Source organism: Paenibacillus tundrae, assembly GCF_036884255.1.
Lineage (GTDB): Bacteria > Bacillota > Bacilli > Paenibacillales > Paenibacillaceae > Paenibacillus.
The window spans coordinates 4,229,652-4,256,312 of sequence record NZ_CP145605.1 but is presented as its reverse complement, the minus strand read 5'-3'; the positions used below and the strand labels follow the sequence as shown (position 1 = coordinate 4,256,312).

The following is a 26,661-nucleotide window of genomic DNA, read 5'->3' as shown; positions in this document are numbered from 1 at the left end:
TGCGGACTTTTGATGAACAACAACCATTTCAAGCCGCAGTGGAGCCTTACTTTTGTACTAATGCTATGTTTTCTGTTTGCGATGGTTGGACATGTTACCGCAAGTGCACCATCCGGAGAATGGATGCAGCAGCAGGCTGACCAGCTTCCGAAGGATCAAGTCGAGAAATACTGGGATCAGCTCATGGGGCAATATGGTGGATTTTTCCCAGAGGGGAAAACACCCTCTTTCATGGATATGTTAATTCCGGGCAATGAAGGATTTAGCCTGAAGTCGGTATTTATAGCGATTGGAACATTCATGCTGCATGAAATCTTGTACAACGGCAAATTGTTGGTAACCATTGTGATGTTAAGCGTACTTAGCATGATTCTGGAGACATTACAAACGGCATTTGAGAAAAACAACATTAGTAAGATCGCCTATTCCATCTGTTATATGGTCATTATCGTCATTGCCATCAACAGTTTCAGCGTAGCTATAGGATATGCCAAGGACGCCATTGAGGGCATGGTGAGTTTTATGATGGCGATGGTTCCCCTGCTCTTCACGTTACTTGCGTCGATGGGGAATGTAGTGACCGTCTCGGTCACTCACCCGCTGATTATTTTCATGATTCACCTCGTGAGCACATTAATTCACATGCTGGTGTTTCCGCTGCTGTTCTTCTCAGCCGTGTTGCATCTTGTCAGTTCGCTATCGGATAAGTACAAGCTCACACAGCTTGCGGATCTCCTGCGTAATATCAGCGTGGCCTTACTAGGCATTCTACTAACGATGTTTCTAGGTGTAATTTCGGTACAAGGTGCATCAGGCTCCGTTGCCGATGGGGTTAGTTTAAAAGCTGCTAAGTATATCGCAGGTAACTTTGTTCCCGTCGTAGGCAGGACATTTGCAGATGCGACAGACACGGTCATTACAGCTTCGCTGCTGGTGAAAAATGCAATTGGACTTACGGGGGTTATCATCATTCTGTTTTTGTGTGCGTTCCCTGCACTCAAAATTTTAACCCTTGCACTCATATACAACATTACTGGAGCGATCATGCAGCCATTAGGTGACACACCAATCGTGGGATGTCTACAAGCGATTGGAAAATCAATGATTTATGTATTCGCAGCATTAGCTGCTGTCGGACTCATGTTTTTCTTGGCAATCACTATTCTGCTCACAGCAGGGAACCTGACTGTCATGATGAGGTAATGCAACAATACGCAGAAAGGACGTGAGAAGGATGGGGTGGCTGAGCAACTGGCTCCAGGAATTAATCATGATTGTTTTACTCGCAACGTTTGTGGATATGTTACTGCCCAATCGCTCAATGGAGCGTTACGTCAAGCTTGTGCTGAGCCTCCTTATCCTGCTTACCCTCCTATCACCTATAACTAAATTGCTTAAGAGTGATCCAGTTGCCGAACTCAAACGAGCAATGACTGCTATGGAATCTCCATCAGAGGGGAATGCCACTTTGGAGCAGATATTGGCACAGGGGAAACGTCTTCAGCTGAATGAACAGGAGCAATCCTTAACGTGGACTGCGAAGGAACTAGCCAAAGTGATGAAAGGCCAGATTGAACAAAGCACCGGGGAACGAGTTCAGTCTGTGGAGGTAAGGCTTCTGATGGATACGGTTCAACCAGAATCCGAAGCATCTGCTCCAGTACATTTACCAGTGATCCAAAGCGTTATGGTCGAAATGAGTAGTCAGGCGGAGGGGACGAGGATTCCCGATGAACGTAACGAAGCCGAAGCAGGCAGTACCTCTGTGTTTGAAGTAGACGATGCTCAGGCAACAGATGAACCCTCATCTCGACAAGAACCTATACAAGTTGGTGCCATTCACATTCCTACTGTGCAGATTAAGGTGAGAACCGATGAGCAACCTTCAGGAAGCTCTCTCTCAGAACAGCCAGATGGTCATGAAGGTAGCGCTGATTCGGAAGCTGAGCCGGTCACTGGCAGCCAAGAAACGCTCACTCGACCTCAAGGCGGTGATACTTCATCCCGCTCGAAACATGCTGTTCAGATTATTTCGCTCTTGACGGAGAATTGGGATATCGATGCGAGCCAAGTGCAGGTTACAGAACAAAAGAACGCGCAGGCGTTATAAGAAGGAGGGTGTGCGGTGAGGAAATGGCTTAAAAAAATAGAAGTGTGGCTTGGCGGCGGGGAAGATGGAGGTCGACGAAGTCAAACATTCCGATGGCTCATTATTTTGGGGTTAATCGGCGTTGGCATTATGCTATTCAATTCATTTGTTAACGTCAAACAGATTGATACGGAAAATATCGGCCGGGAACCGCCTGATCCAGCGACATCCATGGCCACAATGCAAAATGACTTGACTGATCCGAACCCTTTTCAGGCGATTGAGATGGCGTTTGAGGACAAGATCAAGAGTGTTTTGGAGAACATCGTTGGTGTAGGAACGGTCGATGTAATGGTTACCGTGGATTCAACAGAGGAGTTAGTGGTTCAGCGCAATGTAAAAGACTCGCAGCAGCTAACGGAAGAGACGGATGCCAATGGGGGCAAGAGGCACATGACCCAATACACCAGGGATGGTGAGATCATTACTTATGAAATTTCAGGGGATCAGACACCGATTGTGACCAAAAAACTGAAACCACAAATTCGTGGAGTGCTTGTTGTAGCTAAAGGCGCAGAGAACAAAGTTGTGAAGGATCTCATTACTGATGCTGTGGAAAAAGGCTTGAATGTGGCCGCGTATCGAATCTCGGTTGTACCGCGCAAGCAGGATTAGCCTGGATCAATGATCCAAGGGCAAAGGATGTAATTCAAGATTGAAGCTAATTCGAGGAGGAAGTATTAATGAATAACAAACGCCAAACGGTATGGCTTGTGTCTATGCTCAGTCTGATGGTTATTTTGTCTGCATATTACCTCTTTACAGAAGACTCGGGTCCTGTGAATCCACCTGTTGCGGATAGCCAGCAAGTCGATGGAATGAAGCAAGATGAGGCTACAGAGACAGCAGGCATTCTTGATCCAACAGAAGGTTTGGTTGTGAACGAAGTTGTTACTGGCGGAGAAGTGGATGAAACGGATGCGAGTACGGGAACAGAAGGAACGACAGCCGAATCGAATGATCCAGCTGCTGTTGAAGGCAAGGAAACGGCAGAACCAGGCAAAACACCAGCTGCTGAATCGAATGAGGGCAAGAGTGAGGCTGGCAAGGAATCAGACAAAGGAACAACAACTAGCCCTGAGGCAAGTGGAGCTACAGAAGAGAATGCAACTAAAACCGATGAGGAAGTTCTGAAAGAGATGGAAGAACAGAACACAGCGGTGTCCGCAAGCAGTCAGTTCCAAAACTATCAATGGCAGAGAGAAGAAAGCAACAATCGCAAATATGAAGAACTTATGACCGTGGCCGGAGATCTTAGCAAAACGCCAGAAGAGAACGCTAAAGCTACGGAGCAGATCCGTGAACTTGAAGAGAGAACAGCTAAGATTAACGGGATTGAAGAGACGCTCTCCCAGCAATTCTCCAATGCGATTATCGAAGAAAACGAAGATAAGTATAAAGTCGTAGTGCTTAGTGACAAACTGGATGTAAAACAAGCGGTTTCCATTGTGGATTTGGTGATGAAGGAACTGGCTGTCGCACAGAATAAAATCAGTGTTCAATACGTGACAGAACAGTAAGGAAAGGGCTTGAATGGAGGCCTGGGAGCTTGTTAAAGTCCCGGGCTCTTTCCATTTTTAACGATTATGATATAATACATAAAGCCATATGACCGTCTAAGTGAGACTGGCATGATGCCGAAGGAGTGAATAATGCTAATGTTTAAATTGAGCGAAATCAAAGAACTGATTAAACTGGTAGATGAAAGTTCCGTTCAGGAGTTGGAAATTGAAAATGAGGGATCACGTCTCTCTATACGCAAACCAGGTAAAACGGAATATGTTCAAGCAGCTGCTGTGCAACCTCAAGTTGTTGCTGCTCCACAGGTTCAACCTGCTGCAGTAGTCACTGAAACTGCACCACAAGCCGATACTACAAGCCATTTACATAAAATCGTATCTCCGATGGTAGGTACTTTTTACAGAGCTTCTTCTCCGGAAGCAGGTCCATTTGTAAGCGCTGGTGATAAAGTTGCCGAAAAAACAACGGTTTGTATCATCGAAGCGATGAAGCTGATGAACGAGCTTGATGCTGATATCAAGGGAGAAATCGTTGAAGTGTTGGTTGAGAATGGACAGCTTGTTGAATACGGACAACCTCTGTTCTTGGTTAAACCGGAATAACGTTTATTGCCCGAGATTGGCAACCGCATGAGCTTCGAAGGAGGACAATAACGAAATGAAATTTCAAAAAATACTGATTGCAAACCGTGGCGAGATTGCGGTTCGTATTATTCGTGCGTGCCGTGAGCTCGGTATTTCGACGGTAGCCGTCTATTCGGAAGCAGATAAAGATTCACTGCATGTACGTCTAGCGGATGAGGCATATTGTATCGGCCCGACGTTGTCTAAGGACAGCTATTTGAATTTTACTAACATCATGAGTGTGGCTACACTTACCGAGTGTGATGCCGTTCATCCAGGATATGGATTCTTGGCAGAGAACGCTGACTTTGCAGAAATTTGCGAGTCTTGCAATATTACATTTATCGGCCCATCCCCAGAAGCCATTACCAAAATGGGAGATAAGGCCGTTGCGAAGCAAACGATGAAGGACGCGGGAGTTCCGGTTATCCCTGGATCTGACGGACTCGTCGAAAGCATCGAGGAAGCCGTGATGCTCAGCCGCGATATCGGTTACCCTGTCATTATCAAAGCTACCGCAGGTGGCGGAGGTAAAGGGATTCGTATCGCTGAGGATGAAGAGTCACTGGTAAAACAAATTACCGCAGCTCAGCAGGAAGCACAGAAGGCGTTTGGTAATGCAGGCGTATATCTCGAAAAATTCTTGACGGGTATGAAACACGTTGAAATTCAGATTATTGCTGACAAACATGGCAATGCAGCTCACCTTGGTGAGCGTGATTGTTCCGTTCAACGTCGTCGTCAGAAGCTGGTCGAAGAGGCGCCTTGTCCTGTTCTGAATGAAGAAGTGCGTACGCTGATGGGAGATGCTGCAGTGCGCGCTGCGCTTGCAGTAAATTACTCTGGCGCGGGCACGCTGGAATTCCTGCTCAGCCCCAATGGTGAATTCTATTTCATGGAAATGAATACACGTATTCAGGTAGAGCATCCCGTAACAGAAATGGTTACTGGCGTCGATCTGATCCGGGAGATGATCTCGGTTGCAGAAGGTAATCCACTTTCATTCCGTCAGGAAGATGTAGTGATCAATGGTTGGTCTATCGAATGCCGGATTAATGCCGAAGATCCTGATCGTAATTTCATGCCTGCTCCAGGCAAGATTGGATTTTATCTGGCACCAGGTGGTCCTGGTGTGCGCGTGGATAGCGCTGCTTACCCAGGCTATACAATCTCCCCGTTCTACGACTCCATGATCGCAAAATTGATCGTGTGGGGTGCAAACCGGGAAGAAGCTATTGCCAAAATGAAACGTGCGCTCGCGGAGTTTGCAATCGAAGGAATTTCCACGACGATCTCGTTCCATCAGAAATTGCTGGAGCACCCAACGTTCATTCGTGGGGACTTTGATATTAAATTCCTTGAGGAAAACGAGATTTAATATGCATATTGGGCTTGTTTGTCATAATGTAGCCCAAATGATATAGTATTTAATAATAAGAGCGCATGTCTCCTGTAAAGGATAAGCCCGCTTTGCGGAGATAAAATGCAGGAGTTCCGGTAAAGCCGGATCGGAACGGTATCTGACGGTCATAGACCTTGGTACCTGCGCCCTCACGGATTGCCGCAAACTTATCTCGCGAAAGGTGTGTTGAACAGTTATGAGTACATTACCGACAGAATTTGAACGAACGGATATCGGTGAAATCCAGATCGCACCTGAAGTCATTGAAGTCATTGCTGGACTGGCTACAGTTGAAGTAAAAGGAGTAGCTGGCATGAGCGGCGGATTCGCAGGCGGATTTGCTGAATTGCTCGGTCGCAAAAACCTTTCCAAAGGCGTAAAAGTCGAAGTGGGACAGCGCGAAGCTGCTGTAGATGTTTCCGTTATTATTGAGTACGGATACCGCCTTCCACAGGTGGCTACTGAAATTCAGCAAAACGTGAAACGTTCTATTGAGAATATGACAGGACTGAATGTAAACGAAGTTAACGTTCATATCCACGATGTTCAATTCAAGAATGCTGAGAAAGTGGAAGAAATTGACGTGAACACACAACGCGTCAAATAACAAAGGGCAGATTCCCCCGGCATAACTGCCGGGGGTTATCCCGTCTTGGACGAGTCTTGAATCCATCTGAAGTTTGGCTGAAGATGGGGCATACGAAACAGATGTCAATGTTAGTGAGCAAGGGAGGCTGTGCAGTTCGTGGCGAAAATACTGGATCGGCTTCTGTTGTTTATATACAGCATAAGCGTTGGAGCAATATCGGCAGCAGTTATTCTTCTAGTTAGTGGAGTGCTGCCTTACGAATTGAATTACCAGCAGGAACAGAACGTCATTGTTGCAGCCGTTGTTGCAGCAGCGATTTTGTTTATCCTGAGTTTACGTTTCTTCTATATCTCGGTTCGGCGTGAACGTGCTTCATTGCCATCTGTAGATCAGCGTACAGAATACGGTGATGTGCAGATCTCAATGGAGACGATTGAGAATCTCTGTTTGAAGGCGACTTCGCGTTTTCGTGGGGTTCGTGATGTAAAAGCACGAATTCGCGTGGTGGAATCCGGGTTGGAGATTATGATTCGTGCAGTAGTGGACGGGGAAAGCCCGATCCCTGCACTGACTTCCGATCTGCAAAAGGCAATACATGATCATGTACAGGAGATTACGGGTATCCCGGTTTCTTTTGTTACAGTATATATTGCTAACGTTACCCAGTCGCCTAACTACAAGAGTCGAGTGGAATGAGGTGAGTTTCACTGATGCTGTGGAGAGAGATATGGGATAGTCACAGAGGCCGAGTATTAGGTATTGCCTTTGGTATCTTTTTTGGATTTCTTTATGTATGGATCGGTTTTTGGGATATGTTGTTCTTTGCACTTTTGGTGTTCATCGGTTATACGTTAGGCAGACGAAGTGATTCGAAGCTGGGTTCTTTCATTCCTTGGAGGGAATGGGGACAATGGCTGGGAGATCGCTGGCGTATGTTTAAGTAAGACCATCTGAGCCCTGCAATAGGTTTCTTCCGAAAATAGAGCTTAGTTTAATATGCCCGTTTTTTGGAGGAAACGTACTGCAGGTTTTTTTGTGAAAAGAGTTAACACTAATTAGACATCAAGGACATTGTGTATCAGTTTGTGGATGATGGGATGCCCTGAATGATTATAAAATAAGCAGGATGACGCTTAAGAGCAAGCGTTGCAGGAGGCAGGACATGAAAAGACGTTTAGCAAGGGAAATTGCAGTACAAAGTCTGTATCAAATGGAAATGAACGAAGTGAGCGCGTCTGAAGCGGTTAACATGTTGATCAATGAAGCGGCTGAAGAAAACGAAACCGATGTTGTCATTCGTGATGCAGATACCATGCGCACCTATGTAACAGATATTGTGCAAGGAACATGGAACCAAAAAGAAGCTATCGATGGATTACTTGTGGATTACCTCAAAGGCTGGCAGATTAGTCGTCTGTCACGTGTAGATCGCCAGATTTTACGTCTTGCGACTTTTGAGATGGTCTTCCGTGAAGATGTTCCAGCGAAAGTTGCAGTCAATGAAGCGATTGAGCTATCAAAACACTTTGGTACGGATGAATCCGGTAAGTTTGTTAACGGTGTGTTAGGCCGTATGATTCAAGAAGTTAACACGCTCAAGGAAAAATTGTCTTAATTCAAGGATTACACACTATATATTCGCATAAGGGAGAGAGTACAATGACAGCATCTATTATTAACGGTAAAGAAGTTTCCCAAGAGATCCGCGCAGGCATAACAGCAGAAGTGAAGCAGCTTAGCGAACAGGGGGTAGTGCCTGGTCTGGCAGTTGTGCTCGTCGGGGAAGATCCGGCATCCCAAGTTTATGTGCGTAACAAAGAAAAGGCATGTCACGACCTTGGCTTCTACTCAGAAGTACATCGTTTAGATAAAAGTACGTCACAAGAGGATCTGCTAGCACTTGTGGACAAGCTGAATAATCAGGCCAACATCAACGGGATTTTGGTTCAACTGCCTCTGCCAAAGCACATTGAAGAGAAAGCAGTTATTGATGCGATTTCTGTTGAAAAGGACGTGGATGGCTTTCATCCTGTTAACGTAGGAAACCTTGTGATCGGTGATGATAGCTTGTTGCCATGTACCCCTGCTGGTGTAATCGAATTGATTAAACGTACAGGTCTTGAAATGTCAGGTAAACATGCTGTTGTTATTGGACGGAGTAATATCGTGGGCAAACCGGTATCCCTGCTTCTTCAACGGGAGAACGCTACTGTGACCATGTGCCATTCCCGTACAGCGAATATGAAAGAAATTACGCGCCAGGCAGATATTCTGGTGGTAGCTATCGGACGAGCTAATTTTGTAGATGCCGATTATGTGAAGCCAGGTGCAGTCGTTATTGATGTGGGCATGAACCGTTTAGAGAATGGTAAATTGGCTGGTGATGTTGATTTTGAAAGTGTGAAAACTGTATCGGGCCCAATTACTCCAGTTCCAGGCGGCGTAGGTCCTATGACCATTACGATGTTGATGCAAAATACATTGATCGCAGCCAAGCGTGCGCACGGATTGGCATAGGTTAGTCTGTGGCAGAGCAACAGATCTACTCCATTAAAGATCTGAATCGGTACATCCGGATGAAATTGGAGTCCGATCAGATTCTGTCGGACGTTTGGTTACGCGGAGAGATCTCTAACTTCACACATCACTCCAGCGGTCATATGTATTTTACTCTGAAGGATAAGGACAGTCGCATTAAAGCAATTATGTTTGCGTCACATAATCAGAGATTACCTTTTTTACCGAAAGAGGGTGCAAGGGTAATCGCAAGAGGGAACGTATCCGTATATGAGCGGGATGGACAATATCAATTCTATGCCACCCATATGCAACCTGATGGTATCGGAAGCTTATACCTAGCCTATGAGCAGTTGAAGAAAAAGCTCGAGGAAGAAGGGTTATTCTCTCCATCACGCAAAAGGGCGATCCCTCGTTATCCGCACACCATCGGTGTGGTGACCTCTCCAACAGGAGCGGCTGTTCGGGATATTTTAACGACGTTACAACGGAGGTATCCTTCTGCCAAAGTGGTTTTGTATCCTGTATTGGTACAAGGAAAAGGAGCAGCACCTTCGATTGTCAAAGCCATTGGCAATTTGAATCGTCTTGGGGAAGCGGATGTACTCATTGTTGGACGTGGGGGCGGTTCTCTCGAAGAATTATGGGCATTTAACGAAGAGATCGTAGCTAGAGCTATCGTCGCTTCATCAATCCCTGTTATCTCTGCTGTGGGACACGAAACCGACTTTACGATTGCGGACTTTGCGGCTGATTTACGTGCTGCAACACCTACGGCTGCTGCAGAGCTTGCTGTACCTAACCGGGCTGAACTGCTTGATCAGATTCAACGGAGACAGCGTCAGCTCCAGCAAAGCTTGCGTCAACGAGCTGTGCATAATCGTGAGCGTCTTGCTAGACTGCAGCGCTCTCCAGTCCTTGTGCATCCTAGACGGACGTTGTTGCAGCACTCAGAACGTTTGGACATGCTTCATCAACGTCTGCTTCGAACGGTGGACACGAGGCTTAAGTGGACGGGGGAGAAGCAGGAACGATTGCTTGCAGCGCTCCAGCGTTTTAATCCTCGCGAACAGGTTGCAGTTGCTCAGCGTGAGCATGCAGCTGCTAGACGTCAACTAGAGCTTGCTATGAAGGCGATAACCAGATCCAAGCAACAACATTGGAAAGCTTCAATTCGTCACCTGGATGCCCTCAGTCCGCTTAAGGTCATGTCTCGTGGGTATAGTCTCGTGTATGACGATCAGGAGCAACGTTTAATTAAATCATTGAAGGATGTACAACCAGGTGATTCAATCAAGATTAAATTAACAGACGGGCAGCTGGACTGTCAGGTTTGGGGGATGAAGGAGGACGATGACCATGGCGAATGAACCGGAACTGAACTTTGAAGAAGCGATGGCAGCGTTGGAAGACATCGTAAGTCAGCTGGAGCACGGGGATGTTCCTCTAGAGCAAGCGATTGACTTATTTCAGCGAGGCATGAAGCTTTCGCAGCTTTGTGGCTTAAAGCTGGAGCAAGTGGAACGTAAGATCGAGATGATCGTAGAAGAAGATGGGGAACTTCGTAAGAAGCCGTTTGCTGATGAGAGTGGTGATGTTAATGAATAATCGTCTTGCATTTGAATTGTATCTTCAGGAGATCACAGAGCAGATCACTAATGAGTTGAAGGAAATTCTTCCTGCTGAATGGGACGTGCCTCAGTCTCTGCGTGATGCGATGCAGTATTCATTAATGGCCGGAGGCAAGCGCCTTCGACCACTGCTGGTCGTTGCTGCGGCGGAAGCTTTCGGTGCGGAGCGTCAAGCTGCGCTTCCGGTAGCCTGCGCCGTAGAGATGGTTCATACGTACTCCTTGATCCACGATGACCTGCCTGCTATGGATAATGATGACTATCGCAGGGGAAAATTAACGAATCACAAGGTATTTGGCGAAGCTACGGCAATCCTCGCGGGTGATGCACTGTTAACACATGCTTTTTACAGCATCGTTCAAGCAGGGCGCAAGAGCGGAGTTTCAGCGGAGTCGCTGCTGTCCATCGTTGAGGATCTGTCTGAGTTGGCAGGTGCTCGAGGTATGGTTGGCGGACAGGTAGCTGATATGGAAGGCGAGCAAGGAATGACCAACCTGGAACAGCTACAATACATCCATTTGCATAAAACAGGGGATTTAATTGTATTTTCCCTTATTGCAGGTGCACGGATTGGTGGAGCAACGCAAGGGCAACTGGAGGCACTACGAGTTTTCGGTAGAGACTTGGGGCTTGCTTTCCAGATTCAGGATGACATTCTTGACCTTACTGGCGATGAACAGAAGATGGGCAAAAAAACGCAAAGCGATGTGAATCAACAAAAGGTTACTTATCCTTTCTTTATTGGCTTGGAACAGTCCCAAGAGCAGGTTAGCACGCTGACTCAATCGGCTAAGGATGCACTCGGCAGAGCGGATCTAACCGATTCCTCCAGACTAATGGAGATTGCAGATTACTTAATGCGTAGAGATCATTAATTAATGATTCGTCTCAGTTGAATTATGAAAGTTCTGTTTCAATTGATTGAGAACCGTGTAATTATATTGATGTCCTTTTTATAGCGAAGGAGTCTAGCTCACCGAGGATACATAATGATCGAACAGGGTGTCCCCTGCTGGCGATGATACGTGCTATGGGTAGTGAAGTACCGTACATTATGATTCCTTTTCATTTATGTTATAATGATTTAATGTCAATTTATGAATTATGCATGAACGTATTACACAAAATTCAAACATTCTAGGAAAGCGGGGAGATTCTCGTGCTGCTTCCACAAATTAAACAACCCAGCGATCTGAAGTCGATGTCTCAGGATGACCTTGTTTTATTATCGGCGGAGATCCGGCAGTTTCTCATTGAGAAGTTGTCCGCTACAGGGGGGCATCTTGCACCCAACTTAGGAGTGGTTGAGCTCACGGTTGCCCTGCATTACTGTTATAACAGTCCGGTAGATAAAATGATCTTTGATGTTGGGCATCAGGCTTATGTACACAAAGTCCTTACAGGTCGTATGGATCGATTCGATACTTTACGTCAACACAATGGATTGTGCGGATTCGTTAAACGTAATGAGAGTGAACACGATGTATGGGAAGCCGGTCATAGCAGTACTTCATTGTCTGCGGCGATGGGTATGGCACTTGCTCGTGATCTTAAAGGTGAAGACAACAAAGTTATACCTATTATCGGGGATGGAGCGCTTACGGGCGGTATGGCTTTTGAAGCACTCAATCATATTGGCCATGAGCAGAAGAAAATGATGGTCATCCTCAATGATAACGAAATGTCCATTGCTCCAAATGTAGGGGCAATGCATAAATATCTAAGTAAAATTCGTTCGGATCGCCACTACCTGAAAGCCAAAGACGATGTCGAGGGAATGCTGAAAAGAATTCCTGCCATTGGCGACAGACTGGCTAAATCAGCGAGCTGGATCAAGGATAGCGTGAAATATATGATGGTTCCAGGTGTTCTTTTTGAAGAGCTGGGATTCAAGTACTTGGGTCCGATCGACGGACATGATATTCCTAAGCTGATCGAAGCGTTCAAACAGGCGGATAACGTTGAAGGACCTGTGTTAGTTCATGTCCTTACAACCAAAGGTAAAGGTTATCAGCCAGCAGAAGCCGATTCGCATAAATGGCATGGAATTTCACCGTACAAGATCGAATCCGGTCAAGTTCTAAAGGCTGTTGGAAAACCGATGTATACCGAAATATTCGGCCAAACGTTAATTGAACTGGCTAAGGAAGATAAACGTATTGTAGCAGTGACACCAGCGATGCCTACGGGCTCGGGTCTCATTCCATTCAGTAAGGAATTCCCGGATCGGATGATTGACGTTGGTATTGCAGAGCAACATGCGGCCACGATGTCTGCAGCACTGGCAATGGAAGGTTTGAAACCGATCTTTGCAGTGTACTCGACCTTTATGCAGCGTGCGTATGACCAGATTGTGCATGATATTTGCCGTCACAACGCTAACGTCATCTTTGCAATCGACCGTGCTGGATTTGTAGGGCCGGATGGTGAAACGCATCAAGGTGTGTATGATGTGGCGTTCATGCGTCATATTCCTAACATTGTACTGATGATGCCTAAAGATGAAAATGAACTGCGTCATATGATGAAGACTGCAATTGAGTATAATGATGGACCAATCGCATACCGTTATCCACGGAATAATGTCGTTGGGGTACCGCTTGACGAGCAACTTGTACCGATTCCGATCGGTACATGGGAGCAGATCAGACCAGCGGAAGGGTACGCTATTATTGCATCAGGCTCCATGTTGCAAATTGCGGAAGAAGCTGCTGAGTTAGTGAAAAGAGAGGGCATCACGGCTGGTGTAATTAATGCTCGATTCCTCAAACCACTGGATGAGCAAATGCTACGTGATTTGGCTGTACGAGGCACTAAAATTATTGTGCTGGAAGAAGCGTCACAAGCGGGAAGCATGGGTAGTGCTGTGCTGGAGTTCTACGCAGAACAAGGCTTACACGATGTCCAGGTGCATTTAATGGGGATTCCTGATCGGTTTATCGAGCATGGAAGCATTAATGAGCAGCGGGCAGAAGTTGGACTTACCGTAGAAAATGTAAGCTCCGAATTACGTTCGTTGGCAGCACAATCGTCATACAGCATGTCACGAACCAAATTCCCTTCTTAATAAATAAGGATCCAAAAGCCTCGATCATAAGATCGATTCACAACAAACTTTTAATGTGATCCCTGTGAAGCATCGTCTGAATGATTAGCATTACTTGATGATAGGAGAAAGACATGTCACTCCCCAAAGAACGAATTGATGTTCTGCTGGTCGAGCAAGGTTACTATGAGAGCCGTGAGAAAGCAAAAGCGGCGATTATGGCTGGACTAGTGTATGCCAATAATGAACGAATTGAAAAGGCTGGGATGAAGATTCCACGGGAAGCAGAACTGAAGGTTAAAGGTTCTGTTCACCCTTATGTGGGTCGAGGCGGGTTAAAGCTGGAAAAGGCGATCCGTCATTTCAATCTTGATATGAACGAACGGGTTATGCTGGATATTGGTTCGTCTACCGGCGGTTTTACGGACTGTGCCTTGCAGCATGGCGCTTCTCATGTCTACGCCATTGATGTCGGATACAATCAGCTGGATTGGTCTTTGCGTAACGATGAGCGTGTCACGGTCATGGAAAGAACCAATTTTCGTTACGTTACCCCAGAAGATCTGATAGGACCTGTACCGAACTTTGCGAGTATTGATGTCTCGTTCATCTCGCTGCGCATTATTTTACCGCCACTAATCGCTCTGCTTCATCAACCTGCGGATATCGTAGCTCTGATTAAACCACAGTTCGAAGCTGGACGTGAGAAAGTGGGCAAGTCAGGCGTTGTTCGGGATACTGGGGTGCATAAGGAAGTGTTGGAAACGATGCTTCGTTATGCAAAGGAACTCGGATTGAAGCTAAAAGACTTAACCTTCTCACCAATTACTGGTGGGGAAGGCAACATTGAATTCCTTGCACATTGGCGACTGGAAGAACCAGGCGCAACACAACCAGAGAACAATGTAGCTGACCTAGATGCACTGGCACAACAGGTTGCAACTCAAGCTGCGCATACATTTAAGGGAAACTCATCATAAGATGGGTTTCTTTTCGCTGGAAAGGTGATCCTAATAACAGGAGAATGACTGATCAACCGCGAATAAGTCTTCGAGGTGAAGACAATGGATGGGCAATATGACACAATCGTGATTGGTGTGTTTGCTATCTGTTTGATCGTATGGTTATTCTATGGGTTACGTAACTGGATTAATCGGCCGCAGCCTGTAAGCTTGACTGGCATTCAATTGAATGCAGATATTCAGGAATCGCCTGCGATTGACCTACTTGAAGCACAGGGGTATGAAATCATCGGTGGAAAGATGAAGGTGCCGCTTGCTTTTGAAGTGAATGAGTCGGTGTATCACAGTAGATTATTCATTGATTATGTCGCGCAGCAGGATGGATATCGATATCTTGTGAAGACATCCAGACGCAGGCAACCTGTGGAATTTACAGGCTCAGGCCTTCGCGATCGTTTTCTTCACTATTTATTGTTATATCCCGGCTGTGAGGGCTTGTTATATGTGGATCTTGAGGACTCAAGTGTGAAGTTAATCCGATTGATGGATTATGAGGAAGATGCATACGATGGTGAAGATTTGGACTAAGATTAAGGCAATTACTAGAACTGGAGGCTTTTATGAAAGGACAACGACACATTAAGATACGTGAAATTATAAGTCAGAATGAAATTGAAACTCAGGATGATCTCGTTGAAGCTTTGCGACAATCGGGTTTTCAAGTAACTCAAGCCACGGTATCCCGTGACATTAAAGAATTGTTACTGATTAAAATCCCTATGGATGATGGGCGATATAAATATTCTCTTCCAACCGACCAAAGGTACAATCCGATCCAAAAGCTGAAACGTGCATTAGTGGATAATTTTCTACACATTGACCATGCGAATAATCTGGTTGTTATGAAATGTTTGCCTGGGACAGCTAATTCCATTGCGGCATTACTGGATAATATCGAATGGACAGAAGTGATGGGAACAATCTGTGGAGACGATACGATTCTGATTATCTGCCGTACTGAAGATAACAGCGTTACAGTGATTGACCGCATTATGGGTTATATTTCCTAGGAAATCATATAAATTGAAGTGCTAAGTTTTGTCATCCGGAGGTGTTTTTGCAGATGTTAGTTACTTTATCGATTCGCAATTTGGCAGTTGTTGAAGAGGTGGATGTTGTATTTCATGCTGGCTTTCATGTGCTTTCAGGGGAAACGGGTGCGGGTAAATCAATTATCATTGATGCCCTGGGTTTGATTGCTGGTGGTCGTAGTTCAGCTGATTTAATCCGTTATGGTTGTGAGAAGGCAGAGATGGAGGCTCTCTTCGAAATGGAGCAAGGGCATCCGGTATGGGAAACACTTGAGAAACTGGGCATTCATTGTGAACCAGAGGAGCACTTGGTCATCCGTCGGGAATTGAATACGCAAGGTAAGAGTACTTCTCGTATTAACGGCCAATTGGTGAATTTAACGATGCTCCGTGAGGTTGGCGAGAAGTTAATCAATATCCATGGTCAGCATGAGCATCAGAGCTTGCTTCGACCAGAGAGCCATCTGGGGCTTCTAGATACGTACGGAGCTACAATCATTGGCCCCATTAAATCAGAATATCAGGCTCGTTACAGCCAGTTTATCGCTGCGGAGAAGGAGCTACGCGCTCTCCAAGAGTCAAGTCAGCGTGCATATCAGTTGCTGGACATGTATCGTTTCCAACTTGAAGAGATTGCAGCAGCCAGCCTTACAAGCGGGGAAGATGAATTACTCGGTGAAGAACGGGTCAAACTATCCCATAGTGAGAAAATGATGGACAGTGTTGCGGGTGCATATGATTTGCTTAGTGGGCAACGTGGCTTAGAAGCGATAAGCATTGCACTTTCACGAATCGAGGATATCTCTGGCTATGATAGCAAAGGCCTACAGCCAATTGTGGAGCAGTTGCAATCTGCCTTTTATCAATTGGAGGATGTAACCTTCCAACTAAGGGATTACCGCGAAAAAATTGAATTTAATCCAGACAGGCTGGAAGAAGTCGAACAGCGATTGAACTTAATCTCTGGACTTCGTCGCAAATATGGAGACAGTGTTGAACTTATACTGAATTATTATGAACAGATTAGCCACGAGACAGATCAGCTTGAAAATAAAGATGAGCGCTTAGAGAAGCTACGTAGTCAGCGTGATAAGCTGCTTGTTCTGGTTATGGAATCAGCTGAGGAATTAAGCCGTGTGCGGAAACAGTGTGCGGAAGACCTTGCTGCACAGGTGGAGAGTGAATTGAAGGATCTGCAGATGGAACGAACAACGCTGCGTGTGCAAATAACTCCGTTTGAGGATCCGAAAGGCATCGAATGGAATGGGCGACGTATTCGTTTGACTCGTCAGGGTGCGGACAATGCTGAATTCTTGATCTCTCCGAATCCAGGTGAACCTCTTCGTCCATTGGGAAAAATCGCTTCAGGCGGTGAATTGTCGAGAATGATGCTGGCGATGAAGAGTATTTTTGCACGTCATGATCGCATTCCTGTACTGATCTTTGACGAGGTGGATACAGGTGTGAGCGGTAGAGCGGCTCAATCCATCGCAGAGAAGCTATTCCGACTGTCCTCAACCTGTCAAGTGTTCTCCATAACGCACTTGCCACAAGTAGCGTGTATGGCTGATCATCAATATTTGATTGAGAAGCACGTCGTGGACGGACGTACGATGACTCAAGTGGAATCGCTGTCAAACGAGGGCAGAGTGAAGGAATTGGCACGTATGCTCGGTGGCGTGGAAATTACAGAAAAAACACTGCATCACGCACAGGAAATGCTGAATTTGGCGGAAGCCAAAAAAGGGGGAAACGAGCGGCTGGCGTAATGATTGACAGTAATAAAAGCCTGGGGGCGAGGTTATCTTATAGGTACGCAATTGGCGACCACCTTTCGTCAAGCGAAAGAAGCAAAGGGAGTGTGACAGCCATTGAATTCCCCCCTCAGGAAGAAATTGCTAGGTCTTTTATTTGCCTTCTTTCTCTGTTTAATTAGCCAGGCGATTCAGCCTGTGCAAAGTTATGCCTCATTGCCTGATGAAGTTCAGGTATTTGCGGGTAGGCAAGCAGAGGTTCGTCTTGCTGTGCCTGCTACGTCAAGTGCAGTTGTGGACCGACCGGATATCGTTGGTCTAGATGGACAAGAACAAGCCGTAAACGTAACCAAGCTAGAGCCTCTACACCTTCACCCACAACAAACAGGTCATGCTAAATTAACCTTGAAATTGTGGGGCAAAATACCGGTGAAGACGGTTAACGTAAATGTTATTCCAGATTTGCGTGTTGTACCCGGGGGTCAAACCATTGGCGTCAAAGTAAAATCAGCAGGTATTCTTGTGGTCGGTCATCACTTAATTGGTGCTGGACAAGATCAACGTGTTTCGCCAGGAGAAGATGCAGGAATTAAGCTCGGTGATCTGATTACCCATATGGATGGTAAACGTCTGGAGGGTGTAAGTGGTGTAGCCGAGGCAGTTGAACGAGCAGGCAAGAGTAAAAAAGGGATTGATGTCGTTCTTAAACGAGGCAATGAAACGGTCAAAACCCGTTTAACACCGGCCTATGATGCAGAGGATCAAGCGTGGAGACTTGGATTATATATTCGGGACTCCGCTGCTGGAGTTGGCACGCTGACGTTCTATGCTCCTGACCAAGGCGTATACGGGGCACTGGGACATGTGATCACCGACACGAACACTCAAACGTCCATCGTTGTAGGCAGTGGTCAGATCGTGCAGTCTAATGTAACGTCTATTTCTAAAAGCGAATCAGGCGATCCAGGGGAAAAGCGAGCACATTTCCTGAAGGAAAGTAAAATTTTGGGCAATATTGAGCGTAATACGGCATTTGGCATTTTCGGTAAGATGTCTAACAACCCTGATCACAGCTTGTATTCGAAGGGAATTCCCGTAGCCTTTTCTCGTGAAGTGAAGGAAGGTCCCGCTGAAATTTTAACGGTTGTTGAAGGTCAGCAGGTTGAACGATACTCCATTGACATTGTGCATGTAGCAGATCAGTCTGAACCAGCAACTAAAGGGCTTGTGTTGCGGATCACCGATCCAAAGTTAATTGAAAAGACCGGTGGTATTGTTCAAGGGATGAGTGGAAGTCCAATTGTACAGAATGGCAAGCTGATTGGTGCCGTAACGCACGTATTCGTCAATGATCCTAAATCAGGTTATGGTTGCTTCATTGAGTGGATGTTACAAGATGCAGGAGTTATGCTCAAAAAGGAAACGTCTAAAAATCTTAAGGCAGGTTAATCCGCCTTAAGATTTTTTGTCGAATGAATACATAAATGCTCGGATAATGAAATAAATTATTTATTATATAGCAACGAGAAAAAAAAATAAAGAAAAATAATTTTCGACAGAAGGAATTTCCTCTCTCATGTCGAAAATTTAACCTGTAAGGAAATGTACGAAATGATGTTTAAATTAAAGGAGGATACCGTTTTGCAAAAAATTGAGGTATTGCTGGCCGATGATAATCGTGAATTTACGAATTTGCTTGCCGAATATATATCCGAACAGGAAGATATGGAAGTAACCGGGATTGCTTACAACGGAGAAGAAGTTCTGCAATTGCTGGAACAGACTCGTAATGTACCGGATGTCTTGATTCTGGACATTATCATGCCTCATCTGGATGGTCTGGGTGTGCTTGAGCGTCTACGTAATTTGAATCTGTCTCCACAGCCTAAGGTCATCATGTTAACCGCATTCGGGCAAGAGAATATCACACAGCGTGCCGTGCAACTCGGAGCTTCATATTACATCTTGAAACCATTTGACATGGAAGTTCTCGCAAATCGTGTACGCCAGCTTGTAGGCTCGCAAACAACGATCTCCTCGAATAATAACAACAGCAGCTCATCTATGTTCATGAATAAGTCCAATGTGGTGCCTATGGGCAAACACAAAAATTTGGATGCGAGCATTACATCGATCATACATGAAATCGGCGTTCCTGCGCATATTAAAGGATATCAGTATTTGCGTGAGGCCATCACAATGGTGTATAACAATATCGAAATTTTGGGTGCAATCACCAAAACGTTGTATCCAGCTATTGCTGAAAAATTCAAAACCACGCCGTCCCGCGTCGAACGTGCCATTCGCCACGCCATTGAAGTGGCATGGACTCGCGGTAATATCGACAGCATCAGTCACTTGTTTGGCTACACGATCAACATCAGCAAGTCGAAACCAACGAATAGTGAATTCATCGCGATGGTCGCTGACAAGCTGAGAATTGAGCATAAGGTGTCTTGAAAGGATCCGGAACAACACATCTGAGAACTTATTATTGATAGGTGTCATTCGTGACACGATCCACATAAATGAACTTATTTTGACCCAGTCGACTATTCTAGTTTACTGGGTTAAATTTTTTGTTGGTAAAAATTGATGAGACAAATGGAAGATCAAATGTCTAATGAAACTGGCAAAGAGATAACGGCAAATCATCAATCATTACTTTACAGTTAAAAATTACAATTCATCTCAAAATGGCACCGTCATGTAACGGGGAGTAACAATAGCCTTTACATGGCGTTTTTTTGCTATTTTCTGCTTTTATTAACTCTCCACAGGGTATATAAAAGTATGCGTCCTCTTAGTAGAGAAAATGATGATTATTCTGATTTGGCGTAGGATGTATTTATTATGAGAGCAAAGAGGAACGTTGATACTTTAACATGTAAATTTAGAAAAGGTAAAAGGTAGCTCGCATCAAGACCTCAAGATCTCAAGATCGAATTCAGATTTAATTTCAAACTTTACGTTAAATTGATTCTTTTTATAGTTGAAGGTGGTACGATATGACTACATATTTTTATAACATTATAGGCATACCGGAGTATATTTGATTTCATAGAAGTTTCCGATTCTACATAAAGAGCGATGAGAAGAAGGTGAACGGTATATTTACACATATAGGCGACATCGCAGAAAGTATTCCTGTAATTACGTCTGACACGAAATGTGAAGCTGTATATCGTCTTTTTAGATCCAATCCAAATCTGGAAGGGGTAGCCATTGTAGGAGCAGAAGGTATGCCGTCGTTATTGATGCGAGCACGTTTTTTTCAACAGATTGGAACGCAATATGGATATAACTTGTACATGGGTCGTTCTGTAGAGCTTGTGATGAACAATAGCCCGCTCGTGGTTGACTATATGGAGCAGATCACGGACGTTAGTATTCAGGCTATGAATCGCTCTGAGGAAGAACTATACGATCTTGTGCTGGTTATATCCAAGGGTGCTTTGTGCGGTGCGATTAGCATTCGTCATTTGTTATTAGCCGTTGCTGATGTTAGAGCCGAGATGGCAAGTTTTATGAATCCGTTAACGGGTCTTCCGGGCAACCGAATGATTGATGATCGTTTATGCCAATCCTATCTGCTGGAGCGCTTTAGCGTGCTTTATCTCGATCTAGACTATTTCAAATCATATAATGATAGCTATGGTTTCAAAATGGGGGATGCGCTTATACAAGCAACCGCTGATTTATTACGTGAATATTTTACTGTGCCAGAGGCATTTTTAGGTCATATCGGTGGTGATGATTTTATTGTCATCCTGAATCACCATGACTATCTGAAAGATTGCGAGGAAGTTGTTGCAGGTTTTGAAAAGCTCAAAAGAGAGTTTTACAACAGCCAAGATCTAGAAAATAATCACGTTGTAGGGGCAGGACGCTCTGGGCTACATGGACAAATTCCACTCGTTTCTCTTTCTATAGCGGTAGTTACGAATCGATCCAAAAGCTTTGCTCATATTGATGAAGTTATTCATGAAGCTACACGGATTAAGAAAATTTGTAAATCGACGCTAGGCAGCATTATTTGTGACAATGAAGAGACGGTAAGAAATCTTAACTCATAATGTGAAGTGTCCTTTCTTTATAAACGATAAATAACCGTTACCTGATGATTAGAAGCTCGATCGGTAACGGTTATTTTTGTTTATATAATAAATTATGTAGTTGGACTTCCGTTCTTTTGTAGTTCGTAACTGGAGCGAGGTTTAGGAATTATGATTTATCTTTTTAATGAGTTATTAGTTCATCCTTTTAGATGCGGACATCTATAGGCGTGTAGGATTGAACGGTTGCATTATCCTTTGGTGGATGAGCGCTAGGTTCTTGATCCTGTGGAAGAGACGAATCTTGGGCTGACTTAGGCGTTTCTCCCGTTTGTTTGTCTTCAATAGTGTGCTCTTCGGATGCAGAAGTAGAAGGAGTTGTTATTGGTTTTTGGCTTGATGGCTGATGGATGTCCTTAATTAGTTCCCCTAGCTTCTGGTCTACCTTATGAATTTGAGACTGAATGTCTTGCACAGCCTCACGTTTCTTCTGAAAAACAGTGCGTTCCGCATTAGCGAGCATATCTGATTTTCCTGTATCATTCTCCGCATTAATCTCCAAGACTAAACGATCGAATTTGGTCTCACCCTCAATCGTTTGAATGGAGCTGTTCATTCGTTCACGCATTCCCACTAATTTCCCTAACTGATCATAGGTCTGACTATGCTTGATTAGATGATCCATGTTACGAAGCTGATTCTCTTCAGTTGGTTGATTGTTTTGCTGTTGCTTGGTGTTTTCAGGTTGTCTAGACTTATTCTTTTCCTGTAGCTCCTCTGCTTTAATCTGGGCAATCTGACTGTCTACTTGGGCGATGGAGCTGGTTAAGGATTTAACCCGTTCGGCTTTTGTTTTGACATCAAGCTCATCATTAGCTCTAACTGTCTGTAGTTCTTCGTTTAATTTAGTCTTTCGTTGCATTAGTGCTTGAATATCTTTATCCCGATTGGATTGCATGTGGCTAGAATTGAAACTGGTATTGGATTTGGATGCAGGCGTTATTGAACTCATCGTCTTCTCTCCTTATACGTTATTTTCTAGACTTAATTACATATATCGGATGTTATGTGAAGGAAGTGAATATCATAATCGAGATCTACCTTGTATACATAACCTGGTATTGCATCTAAACGCATTTTAAATGATAATGGTTATCAATGAAAAATAGAGCGATAATGACGTAGGTGGATTGGAGAGTCATAGATGCATTTGAATGAACAAATAAAACAGTGGAATCAAGCGGCTGTGAAGATTCTCGATATTCGCAGGGTGATACTCAAGGCCGGAGAAGAGGTGGAACCCTATGATTTGCCGGCAAACGGATTTATGTACGCTACTCGTGGCTCTGCATGGATTGTAGTAGACGGGCAAGAGCATGAAGCGAATTCATTTTATATGCTCCATGCAGCCAAAGGTTCTCGTCTTCAATTTCAGGTGAGAGAGGAATTTGAATATGTGCTTCTCTTCTATCGAGCATTTCTGGCATTCCCCAACCTTCGAAACACGGGACGTTGGGAGCAGAAATGGTCTTCTCCCTTTGCCCAGCAATATGCCTTTATCCCCCAAGCACCGCTTAGTTTAATGAAGCATTTGGATCATTTGGAGAAGGCATGGTTTCAACCAGGGAATATTGAGAGGTTATATGTAAAAAGCCTATTTTATCAATTTATCCATGAATTAATGCTTCAGTTATCCACAGAAAAGAGCTCGGTGATGAGTTCAGATCCGGTACAGCATACGCTCCGTTATCTTCATGACCACTACCGGGAACAAGTGACATTGGATGATCTGGCTGAACGCTTCAATTATAGCTCTCGTCATTTATCGATGCAGTTTAAACAGAAAACGGGTTCAAGTCCGATTGACTATTTAATTCAGATCAGACTGGCTGAGGCTCGCAGAATGCTAATCAAATCTAATGTGACACTTAGGGAAATTGCAGTAGAAGTGGGATATACGGATGTGTATTATTTTAGTAGATTGTTCAAAAAACATGTTGGAATCTCCCCGACTCGCTATCAGCAAAGGGTACGTCAGCAAGAGATTATAGAGGATCGTCCATTAGAGGTCTCCGAATCGTCCATTGGCTGGAAATGGAAGCGAGGATATATTGGTTATGAGAATCATTATCAATATATAGACGGAGGGTCTACACCGATGAGAAGAAAGAAAACAACAACAGGTATGTTTTTAGTCGCCTTGTTAAGCTTAACCATGATGTTAGCTGCATGTGGGGCGGGTTCAGCCACGCCAATGGCAAGTGAGAGTACGGGAGCGAGCTCCAATAAAACCAATACAACAGTAGCTGCAACATCAGAGCCAGGCAATCAGGTGAACACGGATAGTGGCACCCGTACTGTGTCTACAGTTAAAGGTGATGTTGTTGTACCAGCTAACCCTAAAAGAGTCGTTGTACTCTATCTTCAGGGAGATGTAGTGGCACTGGGAATTAAACCAATTGCTACATCAGACGTATATGATGGGGCTGCATACAAAAACGAGCTTGAAGGTGTTAACTCGTTAGGTACATGGTTTGAACCTAATCCTGAAGCAGTCATCGATCTTGATCCAGATTTGATTATTGTTCCTTCGGAGGAGACATATGATCTATTAAAAGATATCGCGCCTACAGTGTATATCCCCTATGAGAAATTGACAACTGAAGAGAGACTTGTGAACATCGCAACTATTTTTGGCAAAGAACAAGAAGCGGAGAAATTACTTTCCGATCTGAACAGCAAAGTTGAAGAAAGTAAGAAAATACTAGCAGACGCAGGTATCCTCGATAAAACAATTTCCATTGTAGAAGGCGGATTCAAAGGGATGGCCGTCGTGGAAAGCAAGCAATTTGGCCGAGGCTCGCAAGTGGTATACGAGTATCTGGGGATGAAGGCGCCAGAAGTTGTCCAACAGAAAATTGATGTGACTTCAGAGGCTGCTGGCTCTACCGTATCTATGGAAGTTTTACCTGAATACGTAGGGGACTATCTGTTCCGTTCCGCATATGAGGGAATGGACAATTTGTCAGATAATCCGATCTGGAGTAGTATTCCAGCTGTCAAAGAAGGCCGTTTGATAGAAATTGATTTTAATTTCTTTTATTACTCAGATATATACTCCATTAACAAGCAACTTGATTTTGTTGTTGAACACTTGCTGGATGCACCAAAAGTGAAGTAAACAGAGTACGATGAGATAAATATCATCTTTGTACAAAAAATGTTTGTTAAATATCCATTGTATTTTGATAAGTTTCCCATTACACTAGGTATTGAATGATAATGAGAATCGATATCAAATGGTCGCGTGTTATGGATCGAAATAACGGAGGTAACGTAATGGACCAACCATTGGAATTGTATGATGTAACAATTATTGGCGGGGGCCCAGCCGGGATGTACTCTGCATTTTATAGCGGTATGCGTGATATGAAGACCAAATTAATTGAGGCTCGGGATCAGCTTGGAGGACGCATGTTGTTTTATCCTGAGAAGATGATCTGGGATGTGGGCGGTGTTACACCTACATTATGTGCTGATCTGATTAAGCAGTTGGAACAACAGGCTAGAACATTTGAGCCAACCCTGGTGTTTGAGCAACAGATTGAAGGATTCGAGCGTCAGCCAGATGGAACTATTATATTGACTTCCTCCACAGGGGAAAAGCATTGGACTAGAACCGTCATCATGGCCATTGGTTATGGTATCTACAAGATGGCTAAGCTTGAGATTGAAGGTGCTGATCGTTTTGAGGTGACCAACCTTCATTATACCGTACAGGAGTTGGAACCTTTCCGTGGTAAAAAGGTATTAATCTCTGGCGGGGGAGATTCCGCTGTCGATTGGGCAAACGAGCTTGAACCACTGGCTGAACAGGTGACCGTCGTGCATCGTCGTGAGCGGTTTGGTGGATTGGAGCGTAACGTCCTGCGTATGAAGGAATCTTCGGTGGATGTGCGTACCCCGTATGCTGTGGAAACATTGCATAGCACGAATGGTGAAGTTATTGAGCAAGTAACCATTTCTCACATTGAAACGGGTGAAAGTGAATTGCTCGATGTGGATGCCATTATTGTTAACCACGGAATGAAGAGTGATTTTGGGCCTATCCGTGACTGGGGTTTAGATCTTGGTGAATGGCATGTGAGCGTATCCGAGAAGTTACATACGAATATTCCCGGAGTGTTTGCGGCAGGGGATTTTGTAAACTATGGCAGTAAACTGCATCTCATTGCAGGTACGTTTACGGACGCAGCACTTGCGGTAAATAGTGCGAAGCTGTATATGGATCCAGAGGCTGATAAAGTAGCTTATGTATCTTCCCATAACAGCAGATTTAAAGAGAAAAACAAAGCTCTTGGCGTTACAGAAGAGTAAATGGATAGGATCAAATATGTGGATTTGGACTAAATAAGTATTCAAAAAGGAAGCGGCTTTGGGATAACCCAGAGCTGCTTTTTTACATAGGAGTTGTATGAATCTCCCTGATCTGTACATTCTATATAAGCAGTCTAATTGATCGGTTATGCTCCACTGTCTATAATAGGCTTAGAGAGCATAACAGCTTGATAAACCAACTCAATCATTGTGGAGGCAGACATTAATGAAGAATGTGTTTCGACGTGCATCCACCCAGATCGTACAGTGGCTTAACTTATTAAGGAAAAAGAAAATAAAAGGCTCCGTTATTTATTTGGCGTTAGCAGGTGCATTGCATCGACTGTTGGTGGAACGAAGACGTGAACGTACCGCTGCAAGACGACTGCAGCAGGATCGGCCGATTGCTGATATAAGTGAGATTAAGCTAGAACCAGGAGACATCGTATATACGCCGAGCTCAGAGTCCACATATTATGCTGGACATATGGGCATTATTGGGCTCGACGGTAAGATCTATCATGTGCATCCTTATGGACCTGTATTTGCGGATACGATGGAGTGGTATCTAAATCGGTTTTATGCAGGGGATCGTTTTATTGTTTTTCGATCTCGGATGAATATGGCAGGTCTAAGAGCCGCAGAATGGGTGCAAGAGTATTATCCACAGGTCAAACTGTATCGTTTACAGACGAATCTGCGTAGCATTGAACGCAATTACTGCTCCAAATTTATATATCAGGCTTATCAGTTTACATCTGGCCTTGATCTATGGGGGAGAAAGTTCAAACGATTGAACATGGGGTATATCTATCCTTTTCGCATCGAGCGGTCATCTGCACTTGAAGTATTAGGTACGTATTATAAATAAAGTAACATAACCGACGCAGCTTTTCTTTTTGATGTTAAGAGAAGAGACATGTTTTGTCGGTTTTTTTATATGT

General features: G+C 44.5%; 26 protein-coding genes. 25 read left to right on the top strand and 1 reads right to left on the bottom strand.

Annotated features, from left to right (window positions below; translation table 11 throughout):
- Positions 1-12: 12 nt before the first annotated feature.
- From spoIIIAE to V6W81_RS19000, 22 genes are all read left to right on the top strand, one after another.
- Positions 13-1,203 (top strand): stage III sporulation protein AE, encoded by a 1,191-nt coding sequence (gene spoIIIAE / locus V6W81_RS19105; RefSeq protein ID WP_275445988.1) that lies wholly within the window; start codon positions 13-15, stop codon positions 1,201-1,203.
- A gap of 31 nt (positions 1,204-1,234) precedes the next feature.
- Positions 1,235-2,110 carry a stage III sporulation protein AF gene (spoIIIAF, locus tag V6W81_RS19100; protein ID WP_145045314.1) on the top strand — a complete coding sequence of 292 codons (876 nt, stop codon included), beginning with the start codon at positions 1,235-1,237 and terminating at the stop codon, positions 2,108-2,110.
- A 15-nt stretch (positions 2,111-2,125) separates the two neighbouring features.
- Positions 2,126-2,764, top strand: coding sequence for a stage III sporulation protein AG (gene spoIIIAG, locus V6W81_RS19095; protein ID WP_056696528.1), 639 nt, complete (start codon positions 2,126-2,128; stop codon positions 2,762-2,764).
- 68 nt (positions 2,765-2,832) lie between these two features.
- A complete protein-coding gene (locus tag V6W81_RS19090; protein WP_338540072.1) occupies positions 2,833-3,669 on the top strand; it encodes a SpoIIIAH-like family protein in 837 nt (278 codons plus the stop codon).
- Positions 3,670-3,807: 138 nt separating this feature from the next.
- Positions 3,808-4,272 (top strand): acetyl-CoA carboxylase biotin carboxyl carrier protein, encoded by a 465-nt coding sequence (gene accB / locus V6W81_RS19085; protein ID WP_338540071.1) that lies wholly within the window; start codon positions 3,808-3,810, stop codon positions 4,270-4,272.
- Between the two features lie 55 nt (positions 4,273-4,327).
- A complete protein-coding gene (accC, locus tag V6W81_RS19080; RefSeq protein ID WP_145045307.1) occupies positions 4,328-5,671 on the top strand; it encodes an acetyl-CoA carboxylase biotin carboxylase subunit in 1,344 nt (447 codons plus the stop codon).
- A 220-nt stretch (positions 5,672-5,891) separates the two neighbouring features.
- Positions 5,892-6,302 carry an Asp23/Gls24 family envelope stress response protein gene (locus V6W81_RS19075; protein WP_056696536.1) on the top strand — a complete coding sequence of 137 codons (411 nt, stop codon included), beginning with the start codon at positions 5,892-5,894 and terminating at the stop codon, positions 6,300-6,302.
- A gap of 138 nt (positions 6,303-6,440) precedes the next feature.
- Positions 6,441-6,980, top strand: a complete 540-nt coding sequence (gene amaP, locus V6W81_RS19070) for an alkaline shock response membrane anchor protein AmaP (protein ID WP_056696538.1) — start codon at positions 6,441-6,443, stop codon at positions 6,978-6,980.
- Positions 6,981-6,994: 14 nt separating this feature from the next.
- Positions 6,995-7,228, top strand: coding sequence for a DUF2273 domain-containing protein (locus V6W81_RS19065; RefSeq protein ID WP_056696540.1), 234 nt, complete (start codon positions 6,995-6,997; stop codon positions 7,226-7,228).
- Positions 7,229-7,446: 218 nt separating this feature from the next.
- Positions 7,447-7,899, top strand: a complete 453-nt coding sequence (nusB, locus tag V6W81_RS19060; RefSeq protein ID WP_145045305.1) for a transcription antitermination factor NusB — start codon at positions 7,447-7,449, stop codon at positions 7,897-7,899.
- A gap of 44 nt (positions 7,900-7,943) precedes the next feature.
- Positions 7,944-8,801 (top strand): bifunctional methylenetetrahydrofolate dehydrogenase/methenyltetrahydrofolate cyclohydrolase FolD, encoded by an 858-nt coding sequence (gene folD / locus V6W81_RS19055; RefSeq protein ID WP_145045303.1) that lies wholly within the window; start codon positions 7,944-7,946, stop codon positions 8,799-8,801.
- Between the two features lie 8 nt (positions 8,802-8,809).
- Complete coding sequence (gene xseA, locus V6W81_RS19050) at positions 8,810-10,171, top strand: exodeoxyribonuclease VII large subunit (RefSeq protein ID WP_145045301.1); 1,362 nt, start codon at positions 8,810-8,812, stop codon at positions 10,169-10,171.
- Positions 10,161-10,409: an exodeoxyribonuclease VII small subunit gene (xseB, locus tag V6W81_RS19045; protein WP_056696546.1), complete on the top strand. Its 249-nt coding sequence runs from the start codon at positions 10,161-10,163 to the stop codon at positions 10,407-10,409. The genes xseA and xseB overlap by 11 nt, the downstream gene beginning before the upstream one ends.
- The gene (locus V6W81_RS19040) at positions 10,402-11,307 is read left to right on the top strand and encodes a polyprenyl synthetase family protein (RefSeq protein WP_430700894.1); all 906 of its coding nucleotides are present in this window, start codon (positions 10,402-10,404) and stop codon (positions 11,305-11,307) included. The genes xseB and V6W81_RS19040 overlap by 8 nt, the downstream gene beginning before the upstream one ends.
- A gap of 284 nt (positions 11,308-11,591) precedes the next feature.
- On the top strand, positions 11,592-13,499 hold the full coding sequence (dxs, locus tag V6W81_RS19035; RefSeq protein WP_338540069.1) for a 1-deoxy-D-xylulose-5-phosphate synthase: 1,908 nt from the start codon (positions 11,592-11,594) through the stop codon (positions 13,497-13,499).
- Between the two features lie 113 nt (positions 13,500-13,612).
- A complete protein-coding gene (locus V6W81_RS19030) occupies positions 13,613-14,458 on the top strand; it encodes a TlyA family RNA methyltransferase (RefSeq protein ID WP_338540068.1) in 846 nt (281 codons plus the stop codon).
- Between the two features lie 84 nt (positions 14,459-14,542).
- The gene (locus tag V6W81_RS19025) at positions 14,543-15,028 is read left to right on the top strand and encodes a hypothetical protein (protein ID WP_338540067.1); all 486 of its coding nucleotides are present in this window, start codon (positions 14,543-14,545) and stop codon (positions 15,026-15,028) included.
- Positions 15,029-15,060: 32 nt separating this feature from the next.
- Positions 15,061-15,510 carry a transcriptional regulator AhrC/ArgR gene (ahrC, locus tag V6W81_RS19020; protein WP_145045291.1) on the top strand — a complete coding sequence of 150 codons (450 nt, stop codon included), beginning with the start codon at positions 15,061-15,063 and terminating at the stop codon, positions 15,508-15,510.
- A 53-nt stretch (positions 15,511-15,563) separates the two neighbouring features.
- Positions 15,564-17,300 (top strand): DNA repair protein RecN, encoded by a 1,737-nt coding sequence (gene recN / locus V6W81_RS19015; RefSeq protein ID WP_338540066.1) that lies wholly within the window; start codon positions 15,564-15,566, stop codon positions 17,298-17,300.
- A 102-nt stretch (positions 17,301-17,402) separates the two neighbouring features.
- A complete protein-coding gene (spoIVB, locus tag V6W81_RS19010) occupies positions 17,403-18,734 on the top strand; it encodes a SpoIVB peptidase (protein ID WP_338540065.1) in 1,332 nt (443 codons plus the stop codon).
- 192 nt (positions 18,735-18,926) lie between these two features.
- On the top strand, positions 18,927-19,745 hold the full coding sequence (gene spo0A / locus V6W81_RS19005) for a sporulation transcription factor Spo0A (protein ID WP_145045285.1): 819 nt from the start codon (positions 18,927-18,929) through the stop codon (positions 19,743-19,745).
- Between the two features lie 641 nt (positions 19,746-20,386).
- Positions 20,387-21,361 carry a GGDEF domain-containing protein gene (locus tag V6W81_RS19000; protein ID WP_338540064.1) on the top strand — a complete coding sequence of 325 codons (975 nt, stop codon included), beginning with the start codon at positions 20,387-20,389 and terminating at the stop codon, positions 21,359-21,361.
- Positions 21,362-21,548: 187 nt separating this feature from the next.
- Here V6W81_RS19000 and V6W81_RS18995 read toward each other — a convergent pair whose 3' ends face one another.
- Positions 21,549-22,352 (bottom strand): hypothetical protein, encoded by an 804-nt coding sequence (locus V6W81_RS18995; protein ID WP_338540063.1) that lies wholly within the window; start codon positions 22,350-22,352, stop codon positions 21,549-21,551.
- Positions 22,353-22,544: 192 nt separating this feature from the next.
- On the opposite strand from V6W81_RS18995, the gene V6W81_RS18990 reads away from it, so the two are divergent.
- The 3 genes from V6W81_RS18990 to V6W81_RS18980 all read left to right on the top strand — a co-directional run bounded on the left by V6W81_RS18990 (position 22,545) and on the right by V6W81_RS18980 (position 26,588).
- On the top strand, positions 22,545-24,521 hold the full coding sequence (locus V6W81_RS18990; RefSeq protein ID WP_338540062.1) for an AraC family transcriptional regulator: 1,977 nt from the start codon (positions 22,545-22,547) through the stop codon (positions 24,519-24,521).
- Positions 24,522-24,679: 158 nt separating this feature from the next.
- A complete protein-coding gene (locus V6W81_RS18985; RefSeq protein WP_338540061.1) occupies positions 24,680-25,717 on the top strand; it encodes an NAD(P)/FAD-dependent oxidoreductase in 1,038 nt (345 codons plus the stop codon).
- Between the two features lie 226 nt (positions 25,718-25,943).
- Complete coding sequence (locus V6W81_RS18980) at positions 25,944-26,588, top strand: hypothetical protein (RefSeq protein WP_260985289.1); 645 nt, start codon at positions 25,944-25,946, stop codon at positions 26,586-26,588.
- The last annotated feature ends 73 nt before the right edge of the window (positions 26,589-26,661 follow it).

What these genes read in the sequence shown, in the direction of transcription:
- V6W81_RS18990 (WP_338540062.1), top strand. Translation starts at nt 22,545, where the DNA reads ATGCATTTGAATGAACAAATAAAACAGTGGAATCAAGCGGCTGTGAAG.
- recN (WP_338540066.1), top strand. Translation starts at nt 15,564, where the DNA reads ATGTTAGTTACTTTATCGATTCGCAATTTGGCAGTTGTTGAAGAGGTG.
- V6W81_RS19090 (WP_338540072.1), top strand. Translation starts at nt 2,833, where the DNA reads ATGAATAACAAACGCCAAACGGTATGGCTTGTGTCTATGCTCAGTCTG.
- V6W81_RS18985 (WP_338540061.1), top strand. Translation starts at nt 24,680, where the DNA reads ATGGACCAACCATTGGAATTGTATGATGTAACAATTATTGGCGGGGGC.
- spoIIIAF (WP_145045314.1), top strand. Translation starts at nt 1,235, where the DNA reads ATGGGGTGGCTGAGCAACTGGCTCCAGGAATTAATCATGATTGTTTTA.
- nusB (WP_145045305.1), top strand. Translation starts at nt 7,447, where the DNA reads ATGAAAAGACGTTTAGCAAGGGAAATTGCAGTACAAAGTCTGTATCAA.
- accC (WP_145045307.1), top strand. Translation starts at nt 4,328, where the DNA reads ATGAAATTTCAAAAAATACTGATTGCAAACCGTGGCGAGATTGCGGTT.
- accB (WP_338540071.1), top strand. Translation starts at nt 3,808, where the DNA reads ATGTTTAAATTGAGCGAAATCAAAGAACTGATTAAACTGGTAGATGAA.
- V6W81_RS18995 (WP_338540063.1), bottom strand. Translation starts at nt 22,352, where the DNA reads ATGAGTTCAATAACGCCTGCATCCAAATCCAATACCAGTTTCAATTCT.
- V6W81_RS19040 (WP_430700894.1), top strand. Translation starts at nt 10,402, where the DNA reads ATGAATAATCGTCTTGCATTTGAATTGTATCTTCAGGAGATCACAGAG.
- folD (WP_145045303.1), top strand. Translation starts at nt 7,944, where the DNA reads ATGACAGCATCTATTATTAACGGTAAAGAAGTTTCCCAAGAGATCCGC.
- spoIIIAE (WP_275445988.1), top strand. Translation starts at nt 13, where the DNA reads ATGAACAACAACCATTTCAAGCCGCAGTGGAGCCTTACTTTTGTACTA.
- ahrC (WP_145045291.1), top strand. Translation starts at nt 15,061, where the DNA reads ATGAAAGGACAACGACACATTAAGATACGTGAAATTATAAGTCAGAAT.
- V6W81_RS18980 (WP_260985289.1), top strand. Translation starts at nt 25,944, where the DNA reads ATGAAGAATGTGTTTCGACGTGCATCCACCCAGATCGTACAGTGGCTT.
- V6W81_RS19030 (WP_338540068.1), top strand. Translation starts at nt 13,613, where the DNA reads ATGTCACTCCCCAAAGAACGAATTGATGTTCTGCTGGTCGAGCAAGGT.
- V6W81_RS19075 (WP_056696536.1), top strand. Translation starts at nt 5,892, where the DNA reads ATGAGTACATTACCGACAGAATTTGAACGAACGGATATCGGTGAAATC.
- V6W81_RS19065 (WP_056696540.1), top strand. Translation starts at nt 6,995, where the DNA reads ATGCTGTGGAGAGAGATATGGGATAGTCACAGAGGCCGAGTATTAGGT.
- V6W81_RS19025 (WP_338540067.1), top strand. Translation starts at nt 14,543, where the DNA reads ATGGATGGGCAATATGACACAATCGTGATTGGTGTGTTTGCTATCTGT.
- xseB (WP_056696546.1), top strand. Translation starts at nt 10,161, where the DNA reads ATGGCGAATGAACCGGAACTGAACTTTGAAGAAGCGATGGCAGCGTTG.